This window comes from Serratia sp. ME47, assembly GCF_903970925.1.
Taxonomy (GTDB): Bacteria; Pseudomonadota; Gammaproteobacteria; order Enterobacterales; family Enterobacteriaceae; genus Serratia; species Serratia ureilytica.
Map to the genome: position 1 here is coordinate 68,837 of NZ_CAJCKE010000010.1, position 12,064 is coordinate 80,900.

14 protein-coding genes are annotated in these 12,064 nt (G+C 60.6%); 12 read left to right on the forward strand and 2 right to left on the reverse strand.

The features are described from left to right. Positions 1 to 115 precede the first annotated feature (115 nt). Entirely contained in the window at positions 116 to 1,261 is a 1,146-nt protein-coding gene (locus H7A77_RS12295; RefSeq protein WP_108681767.1) for a 3-phenylpropionate MFS transporter, read from the forward strand. On the opposite strand, the gene csiE is transcribed toward H7A77_RS12295, so the two are convergent. After that, positions 1,262 to 2,527, reverse strand: coding sequence for a stationary phase inducible protein CsiE (csiE, locus tag H7A77_RS12300; protein WP_033651573.1), 1,266 nt, complete (start codon positions 2,525 to 2,527; stop codon positions 1,262 to 1,264). 180 nt (positions 2,528 to 2,707) lie between these two features. Here csiE and H7A77_RS12305 point away from each other — a divergent pair, with 180 nt between their 5' ends. Next, complete coding sequence (locus H7A77_RS12305; protein WP_033651572.1) at positions 2,708 to 3,343, forward strand: DUF1007 family protein; 636 nt, start codon at positions 2,708 to 2,710, stop codon at positions 3,341 to 3,343. Beyond that, on the forward strand, positions 3,334 to 4,356 hold the full coding sequence (locus tag H7A77_RS12310; protein ID WP_033651571.1) for a nickel/cobalt transporter: 1,023 nt from the start codon (positions 3,334 to 3,336) through the stop codon (positions 4,354 to 4,356). The genes H7A77_RS12305 and H7A77_RS12310 overlap by 10 nt, the downstream gene beginning before the upstream one ends. A 55-nt stretch (positions 4,357 to 4,411) precedes the next feature. Here H7A77_RS12310 and suhB read toward each other — a convergent pair whose 3' ends face one another. Continuing rightward, a complete protein-coding gene (gene suhB / locus H7A77_RS12315) occupies positions 4,412 to 5,215 on the reverse strand; it encodes an inositol-1-monophosphatase (RefSeq protein WP_033644096.1) in 804 nt (267 codons plus the stop codon). A gap of 119 nt (positions 5,216 to 5,334) precedes the next feature. Between suhB and trmJ the strand changes: the two genes are divergently transcribed. From trmJ to iscX, 9 genes are all read left to right on the forward strand, one after another. Then, complete coding sequence (gene trmJ, locus H7A77_RS12320) at positions 5,335 to 6,069, forward strand: tRNA (cytosine(32)/uridine(32)-2'-O)-methyltransferase TrmJ (RefSeq protein WP_025303916.1); 735 nt, start codon at positions 5,335 to 5,337, stop codon at positions 6,067 to 6,069. Between the two features lie 193 nt (positions 6,070 to 6,262). Next, a complete protein-coding gene (gene iscR / locus H7A77_RS12325) occupies positions 6,263 to 6,757 on the forward strand; it encodes a Fe-S cluster assembly transcriptional regulator IscR (protein WP_004941404.1) in 495 nt (164 codons plus the stop codon). A gap of 54 nt (positions 6,758 to 6,811) precedes the next feature. Beyond that, positions 6,812 to 8,026 carry a cysteine desulfurase gene (gene iscS / locus H7A77_RS12330; RefSeq protein WP_015378780.1) on the forward strand — a complete coding sequence of 405 codons (1,215 nt, stop codon included), beginning with the start codon at positions 6,812 to 6,814 and terminating at the stop codon, positions 8,024 to 8,026. Between the two features lie 24 nt (positions 8,027 to 8,050). Further along, positions 8,051 to 8,437, forward strand: coding sequence for a Fe-S cluster assembly scaffold IscU (iscU, locus tag H7A77_RS12335; RefSeq protein ID WP_004941408.1), 387 nt, complete (start codon positions 8,051 to 8,053; stop codon positions 8,435 to 8,437). A gap of 54 nt (positions 8,438 to 8,491) precedes the next feature. Continuing rightward, positions 8,492 to 8,815: an iron-sulfur cluster assembly protein IscA gene (gene iscA, locus H7A77_RS12340; RefSeq protein WP_004941410.1), complete on the forward strand. Its 324-nt coding sequence runs from the start codon at positions 8,492 to 8,494 to the stop codon at positions 8,813 to 8,815. Positions 8,816 to 8,877: 62 nt separating this feature from the next. Beyond that, on the forward strand, positions 8,878 to 9,399 hold the full coding sequence (gene hscB, locus H7A77_RS12345) for a co-chaperone HscB (RefSeq protein ID WP_033644094.1): 522 nt from the start codon (positions 8,878 to 8,880) through the stop codon (positions 9,397 to 9,399). Between the two features lie 32 nt (positions 9,400 to 9,431). Continuing rightward, on the forward strand, positions 9,432 to 11,282 hold the full coding sequence (gene hscA, locus H7A77_RS12350; RefSeq protein ID WP_182074268.1) for a Fe-S protein assembly chaperone HscA: 1,851 nt from the start codon (positions 9,432 to 9,434) through the stop codon (positions 11,280 to 11,282). 2 nt (positions 11,283 to 11,284) lie between these two features. Beyond that, entirely contained in the window at positions 11,285 to 11,620 is a 336-nt protein-coding gene (gene fdx, locus H7A77_RS12355; protein ID WP_004941417.1) for an ISC system 2Fe-2S type ferredoxin, read from the forward strand. 32 nt (positions 11,621 to 11,652) lie between these two features. Beyond that, on the forward strand, positions 11,653 to 11,853 hold the full coding sequence (gene iscX / locus H7A77_RS12360) for a Fe-S cluster assembly protein IscX (protein WP_006327336.1): 201 nt from the start codon (positions 11,653 to 11,655) through the stop codon (positions 11,851 to 11,853). Positions 11,854 to 12,064: the final 211 nt, after the last annotated feature.

The following is a 12,064-nucleotide window of genomic DNA, read 5'->3' on the forward strand; positions in this document are numbered from 1 at the left end:
TGTGGCCGCTCGCGGTAAACTGTGAGCTGTCTGGCACTCTAACGCATTGAAGCGGAATGAAGATTGCGGGGCGGTGTGAGCTCTGTCAAAGTATTGCCCTCACTCCGGAGGGATCATGGTTCTGCAATCCACGCGTTGGCTCGCGCTCAGTTATTTCACCTACTTTTTTTCCTACGGCATTTTCTTACCGTTCTGGGGCGTGTGGCTGAAAGGCGAGGGCATCGCGCCCGAAACCATCGGCATATTGCTCGGCGCCGGTTTGGTGGCCCGCTTCCTCGGCAGTTTACTGATTGCTCCCCGCGTTAAAGATCCCTCTCATCTGGTTTCCGCGCTGCGCCTGCTGGCGCTGCTGACCCTGGCTTTCGCGGTTGGCTTCTGCTTCGGCAACGGCTGGGGCTGGCTGATGCTGGTGATAGCGGGCTTCAACCTGTTCTTCTCGCCGCTGGTGCCGCTGACCGACGCGCTGGCCGCCACCTGGCAAAAGCAGATCCGCATGGACTATGGCCGGGTGCGGCTGTGGGGCTCGCTGGCGTTCGTCATCGGCTCGGCGCTGACCGGGCAACTGGTGGCGGTGTGGGGCCATAACGCCATTCTCTACAGCCTGATCCTCAGCGTGCTGGCGATGCTGCTGGGCATGCTGCTGAAGCCGAGCGTGATGCCGCAGGGCGAAGCGCGCACGCACGGCGGGGCCGAGCGTTCGCTGTGGGCGCTGTTGAAAGAAGGGCCGGTGTGGCGCTTCCTGCTGTGCGTCACGCTGCTGCAGGGCGCGCACGCCGGCTACTACAGCTTCGGCTCCATTTACTGGCAGGAGGCGGGCTATTCGGCCTCGACCATCGGTTATCTGTGGTCGCTGGGCGTGGTGGCGGAAGTGATTATTTTCGCCAGCAGCAACGTGCTGTTCCGCCGCTGGAATGCGCGCAACCTGCTGCTGCTTTCCGCCTGTTGCGGCGTGTTGCGCTGGAGCCTGATGGCCTACAGCACCGAGCTGGGCTGGCTGCTGCTGATCCAGATCCTGCATTGCGGCACCTTCACCGTCTGCCATCTGGCGGCGATGCGCTTTATCGCCGCGCGCCAGGGGCAAGAGGTGATCCGGCTGCAGGCGGTGTATTCGGCGCTGGCGATGGGCGGCGGTATCGCCGTCATGACGGTCATTGCCGGGTTCCTGTTCGAACATTGGCAGGGCGGGGTATTCTGGGTGATGGCGGCGGTCGCGGTGCCGGCCTTGTTCATCCGGCCGCCGGCGGTCAGCGTCAGCCGGTGATTAAGGGGCTTCCAGCAGCGCGCGGATGGCCTGGCGCTGGCGGTTTTCCAGCGGCAGTTCGGTATAGATCAGCGGCGGGTGTGGAGCGCTGTGCACCGCCGCGTAGGGGGTGATCACCAGCGTGACGCCCTGCGGCGCTCCGCCGCACAGATAGTCGCTCAGCGGCAGATACTTGATGTTCAGCGGCAGCAGCGTGAGCTCGCGGATCTGATATTCCACTTCCTCTTCCAACTGCGGGTTATCCAGCGTCAGCAGCAGCACCTGTTTTTCCTGCAGCGCGTTGTCCTGCATCAGCCAGGCGCCGAAGCTGATGGCCACCAGGCCCGCCTCCTCGTTGGAAAAATGCACGCCGTACTCCTGCTCCAGCGGTTTCAACGCTTCCTGCGTGGTGCGCATCAGCCGCGGGTATTTGCGCACCACTTCTTCCAGCAGCATATTGTCGATGCCGATGGCGAAACGGCAGCGCTCCAGCGCCGGCGCCAGATGGGCGAACAGCTGGCTGACCAGCTCCGCCTTGCTGCTGAAAGCCATGCCGGACAGCTGCTGGAACCGCTCGACCATGCTGTCGATCGCCGTCATCAACCGCTGCTCATGCGCCGAGTCGTTGCTGTGGTAGCTGTGGCTTTTCAACAGGGTGAAGGTCAGCGCCAGGAAATCGCGCTCGTCCGCGTGCGGCGGCTGGTTAAACAGCCGGTTGCAGGTCTGATGCAGCCAGGCGGCGGCTTGCTGCTCCGGTTTTTGCCGCAGCCAGTCGCGCTGAACGGCGTCGAAACACGGGTGTTGCTGCAGGCGGTTTTGCCAGGCGCAGTAGAGCAGATAATGCTGCAGGAATTGGCGGTCGCGCGCGTCAAAGTGACGATTGAGCAGCGGCTCGCAGGCGTCGAGCGACTGGGCCAACAGCGATGTCAACTCGGCATCGGCCGCCAGCGCTTGCCGCAGGCGCGGGGCGAAATCGTCTTCGACGAACCGCGGGCTGCAGCGCAGGGTGCGCCTTAGCCAATGGAGCAGGCACAGGCGTTGGTTGAGCGCGCTGCCCCTCAATCGGTAGCCATGGTCGGGATCGACGGCGATCTCCAGATGGTGGAAACGCTGGATTTCACTGGCCACCTCGGCTATATCTTGCCGGGTTATCGGGGGGGCGACGCCATTGATTCGGCTGAGGGTCTCCAGCTGTAACTCGGGCTCCGGCGTGTACAGCATCAGCAGCAGATGGCAGCGCCGTTGTTGTCCGGAGAGCTCAGGCACGGGAGAGGTGTCCAGGCTCATATCACCTTCCGGCATAAAAGGTTGCGATTATGCCTAAGCATAGCAAAAGGCTTTGTGCCGGCAGGGTTAACGCGCGGCTTTTACTTCGGCTTACAACTTTCGTCACAAATATCGCCGGCAGAGGCGGGCCGTTCGACATTTATTTGTGTTACGTTATAACAAATATAGTAAAGCAGGATAATGATGAAGTTACGTCGACTTTTGGCTGCCTTTGGCGCCGTGTTCAGCGCCGGTGCGATCGCGCATCCGCACAGCTTTATCGATATGAACACCACCTTCGTCGCCAAGGATCAGCGGTTGGTCGGCCTGAAAATGGTGTGGGTGATGGATGAAATCACCTCGGCGGATCTGCTCTACGATGCGAAAAACGCCAAGAGCGATTCGGAAGTGTGGAAAAAGCTGGCGGCGGAAGTGATGGCCAACGTGCTGGGGCAGCACTATTTCACCGACCTTTACCGCGACGGCAAGCCGGTGAAATACCTGAACTTGCCCAGCGAATATCACCTGTCGCGCCAGGGCAACCAGGCGGTACTGGAGTTCGTGCTGCCGTTGGCCGAGCCGCAGCCGCTGGCGGGCAAGCCGTTCGAGCTTTCTACTTACGATCCGACTTATTTCGTGGATATGACCTATAAAGACCAAAATGCGCTGCATTTGCCGCCGGAGATGGCGCAACTGTGCAGCTACAAGCTGATGACGCCGAAGCCGAATGCGTCGCTGCAGGCCTATGCGCTGTCGCTCGACAAGAACGACTCGCCCGGCGAAGACCTGGCGCTGGGGCAGCAGTTCGCCCAGCGGGTGACGCTGCAATGTCGCTGAATCTCTCGCAACCGACGATAAACCGGCGCCACTGGGCTTTCGGCCTGTGGCCGCTGCTGCCGTTCACGCTGGCGCTGGCGGCCGCCGCGCTGCTGGCGTGGCACTATTGGCCGCAGCTGCTGATGCAGAGCGTGGTATGGCAAAAAGCGCTGCACCAGCAGATGGCGGGGTTGTTGCAGCAGGTGAAGGCCGCGCCGCAGCAGGCAGGGTTGGCGCTGACGCTGTTCAGCCTCGGCTATGGCGTTTTGCATGCGCTCGGCCCCGGCCACGGCAAAGTGGTGATCGCCACCTATCTGGCCACTCACCCGGCGCGGCTGAAAAGCAGCCTGAAGCTGACCTTCGCCGCTTCGCTGGTGCAGGGCGGGGTGGCGATCGCGCTGGTCACGCTGATGCTGGTGGTATTGCAGCTCTCTTCGCGCCAGCTGCACCAAAGCAGCTTCTGGCTGGAGAAGGGCAGCTTTATTTTGGTGATGTTGCTTGGCGTGTTGCTGAGTTGGCGCGCGCTGAAACGTCTGTTTGCGGCGATCAAGGCGATGCGCCCGGCGCCGGCGCTGCGCATCAACAGCCTGACGCCGCTGGCGGCGGAGCATGTGCACAGCGCCGATTGCGGCTGCGGCCACCGGCATCTGCCGAGCGACAGCGAGCTGCAGGCGGGAAGCGATTGGCGCACCCAGACCGCCATCGTGCTGGCGATGGGCATGCGTCCCTGTTCGGGGGCGATTTTGGTGCTGCTGTTCTCCAAGGTGATCGGCGTGTTCGGCTGGGGAGTGATCTCCGCGCTGGCGATGGCGTTTGGCACGTCGTTGACCATCTCCATGCTGGCGCTGCTGGTGCATTACAGCCGACGGCTGGCGGTGCGCCTTAGCCGCTCGCGTGCGCCCGCCGCCTGGAGCGCGGTGGCCTGGGGCTCGTTGGCGCTGGCCGGGGGCCTGATCCTGTTGGCCGCCGGGCTGTTGCTGTACGTCAGCGCGCAGCCGGAATTCGGCGGCGGCATCCGCCCCTTCTCCCGCTGACGGGCATAAAAAAAGCGCTGCATCGGCAGCGCTTTGTTCGATTCGCTTCTGGCGATTAACGCTTCAGCGCTTCGCTCAGTTCTTCGCGCATGGTGGCCAGCATGGCTTTCACGACGCGCGGGTTGCCTGCTACCACGTTGCCGGAGCTGAAGTGGTTGTGGCCGCCGACGAAGTCGGTGACCAGGCCGCCGGATTCACGCACCAGCAGTTCGCCCGCGGCGAAGTCCCACGGCTTCAGGCCGATTTCGAAGAAACCGTCTACGCGGCCGGCGGCCACATAGGCCAGATCCAGCGCAGCGGAACCGGTGCGGCGGAAGTCCGCGCACTGGGTGAACAGCTTGCCTACGATGTTGATGTAAGGCGTTGCGTGCTGTTTGACTTTGAACGGGAAGCCGGTCGCCAGGATGGTGCCATCCAGATCTTTGGCGTTGGTGCCGCGCAGACGGTAACCGTTGAGCTGGGCGCCCTGACCGCGCGTGGCGGTGAACAGTTCGTTGCGCATCGGATCGTAAACCACGGCCACTTCAGTGCGGCCTTTGATGCGTACGGCGATGGAAACGGAGAAATGAGGGAAACGTTTGATGAAGTTTGCAGTGCCATCCAGTGGATCGATCACCCATTGCACATCGCGATCTTCGCCGATCAGCTCACCGCGTTCTTCGCTCACGATACTGTGTTGCGGATAAGACTTGCGGATGACGTCGATGATCAGATGCTCTGCATCGCGATCGACGTTGGTGACGAAGTCATTGGTCCCTTTCTGGCTCGCTTCTACAGCGTCCGGGGTTTCGTAGTTTTTGGCAATCAGGTTACCGGCCTTGCGCGCAGCGCGCACGGCGATAGTCAGCATCGGATGCATGGGTATCTTCCAACTAGGATGTTAAAGAACAGGAAACGGCGCGAAGTATAGCAGCTGTTCGGCAAATTGCCTACGGCTGTGTTAAGATGCTGCGATTTTCCGCCACGCTCAGAGTTTGTATGCTGCACAATATCCGCATTGTTCTGGTAGAGACTTCACATACCGGCAACATGGGCTCGACCGCCAGAGCCATGAAAACCATGGGGTTAACCAACCTTTATCTGGTTAATCCGCTGATCAAACCCGATTCTCAGGCCATCGCCCTGGCCGCCGGCGCCAGCGACGTGATCGGCAACGCCACCATCGTCGATACCCTCGATGACGCCATCGCCGGCTGTAGCCTGGTGGTGGGCACCAGCGCGCGCTCTCGCACCCTGCCGTGGCCGATGCTGGAGCCGCGCGAATGCGGCGTGCGCGCGGTGCACGAGGGCGAGCACGCGCCGGTGGCGCTGGTGTTCGGCCGTGAACGCGTCGGGCTGACCAACGATGAATTGCAGAAGTGCCACTACCACGTCGCCATTCCGGCCAACCCGGACTACAGCTCGCTGAACCTGGCGATGGCGGTGCAGATCCTGGCGTACGAAGTGCGCGTGGCTTACCTCGATCGCCAACAGGCGGGCGCGCCGCAGCTGGAAGAGACGCCGTATCCGCTGGTGGACGACCTTGAGCGTTTCTATCAGCACCTTGAGCAGACGCTGCAGCGCACCGGTTTTATTCGCCCGTCCCATCCGGGCCAGGTGATGAGCCGCCTGCGTCGGCTGTTCACCCGCGCACGCCCGGAAGGGCAGGAGCTGAATATCCTGCGCGGCATGCTGACCTCGATCGAGAAACAGGATAAACATCAAGGTAATTAATTGATGTGGCATAACGGTGGGCGACAATAGTATTAGTTATCCAAAGGTTATAACATGTATTTTATATACCTTTGTTCTTGCTAAGTTCAAAACGTGCTAATACTTGAGTTAATTACTAGGTTAAATAGTTGACTGTTTTACTCAGGAATGTCAGACTTTCGGCCATATTTGACCAACAGGTAACCATTGAGCTATGAGACTGACATCCAAAGGCCGTTATGCCGTAACCGCTATGCTCGACGTAGCGCTGCATTCCCAGGAAGGGCCGGTGCCACTGGCGGACATTTCCGAACGCCAGGGTATTTCGCTCTCTTATCTGGAACAATTATTCTCCCGTCTGCGCAAGAATGGCCTGGTGGCCAGCGTGCGCGGTCCGGGCGGTGGTTATCTGCTGGGTAAAGACGCGGGTGAGATCGCCGTTGGCGCTGTCATCACTGCCGTCGATGAATCGGTAGATGCAACCCGTTGCCAGGGCAAAGAAGGCTGTCAGGGCGGCGATCGCTGCTTGACCCACGCCCTGTGGCGCGATCTGAGCGAGCGCATCAGCGGGTTCCTGAACAACATTACGCTGGCTGAACTGGTCAACAACCAGGAAGTGCTGGTGGTGGCGGATCGTCAAAACAACGATACGCGCCGCACGGCCAACGGTCGTCCGCAAGAAACTATCAACGTTAATCTGCGCGCATAAGCAGCTGGCGAAATTATTTTAGTTTTTGGAAGTGATGTACGGAGCACAAGAGCAATGAAATTACCGATTTATCTGGATTACTCAGCAACGACGCCGGTTGACCCGCGCGTTGCTGAGAAGATGATGCAGTTTTTGACCCTGGACGGCACTTTCGGCAACCCGGCTTCCCGTTCCCACCGTTTCGGTTGGCAGGCGGAAGAGGCGGTAGACATCGCCCGTAACCAAATCGCCGAACTGGTGGGCGCCGATCCGCGCGAAATCGTCTTCACCTCCGGGGCGACCGAATCCGACAACCTGGCGATCAAAGGCGCTGCCAATTTCTACCAGAAAAAAGGCAAGCACATCATCACCAGCAAAACCGAACACAAAGCCGTGCTCGACACCTGCCGTCAGCTGGAGCGCGAAGGGTTTGAAGTCACCTACCTGGCGCCGCAGAGCAACGGCATCATCAGCCTGCAGGATCTCGAAGCGGCGATGCGCGATGACACCATCCTGGTCTCCATCATGCACGTCAACAACGAAATCGGCGTGGTGCAGGATATCGAAGCGATCGGCGAAATGTGCCGTGCGCGCGGTATCATCTACCACGTTGACGCCACCCAGAGCGTGGGCAAACTGCCTATCGATCTGAGCAAGCTGAAAGTCGACCTGATGTCGTTCTCCGGCCACAAAATTTATGGCCCGAAAGGCATCGGCGCGCTGTACGTGCGTCGCAAGCCGCGCATCCGCATTGAAGCGCAGGTACACGGCGGCGGTCACGAGCGCGGCATGCGTTCCGGCACCCTGCCTGTCCACCAGATCGTCGGCATGGGCGAAGCTTATCGCATCGCCAAAGAAGAGATGACCGAAGAGATGGCGCGTCTGCGCACCCTGCGCGATCGTCTGTGGAACGGCGTGAAAGATATGGAAGAAGTGTATCTGAACGGCGATCTGGAGCACGGCGCACCGAACATCCTGAACGTCAGCTTCAACTATGTTGAAGGCGAGTCGCTGATCATGGCGCTGAAAGACCTGGCCGTTTCTTCCGGTTCAGCCTGTACCTCCGCCAGCCTCGAGCCGTCCTATGTGCTGCGCGCGCTGGGCATGAGCGATGAATTGGCGCACAGCTCGATCCGTTTCTCCCTGGGGCGTTTCACCACGGAAGAAGAGATCGACTACACCATTCAACTGGTGCGTAAATCCATCGGCCGTCTGCGCGATCTGTCCCCGCTGTGGGAGATGTTCAAGCAGGGCGTGGACATCAACAGCATCGAATGGGCGCATCATTAATTCTCAGGTTTCAGGAGCAAGGTCATGGCTTACAGCGAAAAAGTAATCGATCATTATGAAAACCCGCGTAACGTGGGTTCTTTCGACAACGAAGATCCTACCGTCGGCAGCGGCATGGTAGGGGCGCCGGCTTGTGGCGACGTCATGAAGCTGCAAATCAAGGTTAACGATGAAGGCATCATCGAAGACGCGCGCTTTAAAACTTACGGCTGCGGTTCCGCCATCGCCTCCAGCTCACTGGTGACCGAATGGATGAAAGGCAAGTCGCTCGATCAGGCTGAAGCGATCAAAAACACCCAGATCGCCGAAGAGCTGGAATTGCCGCCGGTCAAAATTCACTGCTCGATCCTGGCTGAAGACGCCATCAAAGCAGCGATTGCCGACTATAAGAGCAAGCATAGCGCCAAGTAATTTGTCTGAGTCGGCCCGGCCGCGCCGGGCTTTGATGTGAAGTGTGAGGTTGTGATGTCTATTACCATGAGCGACAGCGCTGCGCAGCGTGTTCAGGCGTTTTTGACGAACCGCGGCAAAGGTCTCGGCCTGCGTCTGGGAGTGCGAACTTCCGGCTGCTCCGGGATGGCGTACGTGCTGGAATTTGTTGACGAAGCCAACGATGACGACATCGTATTTGAAGACAAAGGCATCAAGGTGATCATCGACGGCAAGAGCCTGGTCTACCTTGACGGCACCGAGCTTGATTTCGTTAAGGAAGGCCTGAACGAAGGCTTCAAGTTCAACAACCCGAACGTCTCAAGCGAGTGCGGCTGCGGCGAGAGTTTCAACGTCTGACAGTCCATCGTGCTCCCCCGTTTCGGCGGGGGAACTTCATCCGCTAACGCCCAGAGCACGCTATGGATTACTTTACTTTATTCGGGCTGCCAGTTCGCTACACCGTGGACGGCAGCCTGCTTGCGTCCCGCTTCCAGGATCTGCAGCGCCAATTCCACCCCGATCGTTTCGCCAACCAGCCGGAGCGCGAACGCCTGATGGCGTTGCAGCAGGCGGCGACCATCAACGAAGCCTACCAGGCGCTGAAGCACCCGTTAAAACGCGCGGAGTATATGCTATCGTTGCACGGCTTCGATCTGGGCAACGAACAGCATACGATGCGCGACACCGCGTTCCTGATGGAACAGCTGGAACTGCGCGAAGAGCTCGACGCCATTGAGCGCAAGCCGGAGGCGGAAAGCCTGCTGGCCGATTTCGGCGCGCGGCTGGCCGCCTCGGTCAAACAGCGCAGCGCGCTGATGCTGCAGCAGTTGGACAGTGAGCAGTGGGCGGACGCCGCCGACACCGTGCGCAAGCTGCGCTTCTTGGACAAACTCCAGCAACAGGTTGAACAACTCGAAGAAAAACTGCTGGGTTTTGAGTAACACCTTCTGATTCTGATTGTGGAAGCTTCAACATGGCCTTATTACAAATTAGTGAGCCTGGCCTCAGCGCCGCGCCGCACCAGCGACGTCTGGCCGCCGGCATCGACTTGGGCACCACCAACTCGCTGGTCGCCACGGTGCGCAGCGGGCAAGCGGAAACGCTGGCCGACGAACAGGGTCGCCATTTGCTGCCTTCGGTAGTGCATTATCAGGCGGACGCGCAGCGCGTCGGCTGGGAGGCGCGCCAACAGGCGGCGCAGGATCCGGCCAATACCGTCAGCTCCATCAAACGCATGATGGGCCGCTCGTTGGCGGACGTGCAGCAACGTTACCCGAACCTGCCGTACCAATTCCAAGCCAGCGACAACGGCCTGCCGCTGATCGTCACCGCCGCCGGCGCGGTTAACCCGGTCGGCGTCTCCGCCGATATCCTGCGAGCCCTGTCCGCGCGCGCGCAAGCGGCGCTGGAAGGCGAGCTGGATGGCGTGGTGATCACCGTTCCCGCTTACTTCGACGACGCGCAGCGCCAGGGCACCAAAGACGCGGCGCGTCTGGCCGGCCTGCACGTTCTGCGTCTGTTGAACGAACCCACTGCGGCCGCGATCGCCTATGGGCTGGATTCCGGCCAGGAAGGGGTGATCGCGGTTTACGATCTGGGCGGCGGCACCTTTGATATCTCCATTTTGCGCCTCAGCCGCGGCGTGTTCGAAGTGCTGGCCACCGGCGGCGATTCCGCGCTGGGCGGCGACGACTTCGATCACCTGTTGGCCGACTGGCTGCGCGAGCAGGCCGGCGTGGCCGATCGCAGCGACCACGGCGTGCAGCGCCAACTGCTGGATGCCGCCATCGCCGCCAAAATCGCGTTGAGCGATGCCGACAGCGTGCGCGTCGAGGTGGCCGGCTGGCAGGGTGAAGTGACCCGCGCCCAGTTTGAAGCGCTGATCGCTCCGTTGGTGAAACGCACGCTGATGGCCTGCCGCCGCGCGCTGAAAGACGCCGGCGTCGCCGCCGACGAGGTGCTGGAAGCGGTGATGGTCGGCGGTTCCACCCGCGTGCCGCTGGTGCGTGAGCAGGTGGGCGCCTTCTTCGGCCGCACGCCGCTGACGTCGATCGATCCGGATAAAGTGGTCGCCATCGGCGCCGCGATCCAGGCCGACATTCTGGTGGGCAACAAGCCGGACAGCGACATGCTGCTGCTGGACGTGATCCCGCTGTCGCTGGGCCTCGAAACCATGGGCGGTCTGGTGGAGAAAGTGATCCCGCGCAACACCACCATTCCGGTGGCGCGCGCGCAGGAGTTCACCACCTTTAAAGACGGCCAGAGCGCGATGATGATCCACGTGCTGCAGGGCGAGCGCGAGCTGGTGCAGGATTGCCGTTCGCTGGCGCGCTTCACGCTGCGCGGCCTGCCGCCATTGCCTGCCGGGGGCGCGCACATTCGCGTCACCTTCCAGGTGGATGCCGACGGCCTGCTGAGCGTCACCGCGATGGAGAAATCCACCGGCGTGGAAGCCTCGATCCAGGTTAAGCCGTCGTACGGCCTGTCGGACAACGAAATCGCCGGCATGATCAAGGATTCGATGGCCAACGCGCAAAGCGACGTGGGCGCGCGCAAGCTGGCGGAGCAACGCGTGGAAGCCGCGCGGGTGCTGGAAAGCCTGCAGGGCGCGCTGGCTACCGACGCCGCGCTGCTGAGCGAGGCGGAAAGCCAGGCGATCGCCGCCGCGACCCAGGCGTTGCAGCAGGCGGTGCAGGGTGAAGACCCCGCCGCTATCGAAGACGCCATCAAAACATTAGATGCACAAACGCAAGATTTTGCCGCGCGCCGCATGGATGCTTCCATTCGCCGCGCGCTGGCTGGCCATTCTGTGGATGAGGTTTAACCATGCCTAAAATTGTTTTCCTGCCCCATCAAGATCTGTGCCCGGAAGGGGCGGTTCTGGAAGCCGAAAAAGGGGAGTCGATCCTCAACGTTGCGCTGCGCAACGGCATTGAAATCGAGCACGCCTGCGAGAAATCCTGCGCCTGCACCACCTGCCACTGCATCGTGCGTGAAGGCTTCGATTCGCTGGAAGAGAGCAGCGAGCTGGAAGACGACATGCTGGACAAAGCGTGGGGGCTGGAGCCGGAAAGCCGTCTGAGCTGCCAGGCGCTGGTCGCCGACGAAGATCTGGTGGTCGAAATGCCGCGCTACACCGTCAACCACGCGCGTGAGCATTAATTGTTAGCCGCAGCGTCAACCCGGAGATCATAATGGGACTGAAGTGGACCGACAGCCGTGAAATCGGCGAAGCCCTGTACGACCAATACCCGGACACCGATCCGAAAACCGTGCGTTTTACCGATATGCATCAGTGGATCTGCGATCTGGAAGAGTTCGATGACGATCCGCAGGCTTCCAACGAAAAAATACTGGAAGCGATCCTGCTGGTCTGGTTAGATGAAGCGGAGTAAATAGCGTAACGGGCTGCCATGGGCGGCCCGTTTATTTTGTATCCGACATACCCGTCGTCTTTCAAACCGCAGCGTTGTTACCTGCACGATCACACCCCAGTCACTTACCTGAGTAAGCTCCTGGGGATGAGATCGCTGGGCGCCTAGCTGCAATTTGAAATCCATAGGGTATGCAATAAAGCCCTAATGAAATAATAAAGGGAACATCCGG

Bases quoted from the DNA above. Each gene is read 5' to 3' on its own strand.
- iscX (WP_006327336.1), top strand. From the start codon at position 11,653: ATGGGACTGAAGTGGACCGACAGCCGTGAAATCGGCGAAGCCCTGTAC.
- fdx (WP_004941417.1), top strand. From the start codon at position 11,285: ATGCCTAAAATTGTTTTCCTGCCCCATCAAGATCTGTGCCCGGAAGGG.
- trmJ (WP_025303916.1), top strand. From the start codon at position 5,335: ATGCTGCACAATATCCGCATTGTTCTGGTAGAGACTTCACATACCGGC.
- iscR (WP_004941404.1), top strand. From the start codon at position 6,263: ATGAGACTGACATCCAAAGGCCGTTATGCCGTAACCGCTATGCTCGAC.
- suhB (WP_033644096.1), bottom strand. From the start codon at position 5,215: ATGCATCCGATGCTGACTATCGCCGTGCGCGCTGCGCGCAAGGCCGGT.
- hscA (WP_182074268.1), top strand. From the start codon at position 9,432: ATGGCCTTATTACAAATTAGTGAGCCTGGCCTCAGCGCCGCGCCGCAC.
- iscS (WP_015378780.1), top strand. From the start codon at position 6,812: ATGAAATTACCGATTTATCTGGATTACTCAGCAACGACGCCGGTTGAC.
- csiE (WP_033651573.1), bottom strand. From the start codon at position 2,527: ATGAGCCTGGACACCTCTCCCGTGCCTGAGCTCTCCGGACAACAACGG.
- iscU (WP_004941408.1), top strand. From the start codon at position 8,051: ATGGCTTACAGCGAAAAAGTAATCGATCATTATGAAAACCCGCGTAAC.
- H7A77_RS12305 (WP_033651572.1), top strand. From the start codon at position 2,708: ATGATGAAGTTACGTCGACTTTTGGCTGCCTTTGGCGCCGTGTTCAGC.
- hscB (WP_033644094.1), top strand. From the start codon at position 8,878: ATGGATTACTTTACTTTATTCGGGCTGCCAGTTCGCTACACCGTGGAC.
- iscA (WP_004941410.1), top strand. From the start codon at position 8,492: ATGTCTATTACCATGAGCGACAGCGCTGCGCAGCGTGTTCAGGCGTTT.
- H7A77_RS12295 (WP_108681767.1), top strand. From the start codon at position 116: ATGGTTCTGCAATCCACGCGTTGGCTCGCGCTCAGTTATTTCACCTAC.
- H7A77_RS12310 (WP_033651571.1), top strand. From the start codon at position 3,334: ATGTCGCTGAATCTCTCGCAACCGACGATAAACCGGCGCCACTGGGCT.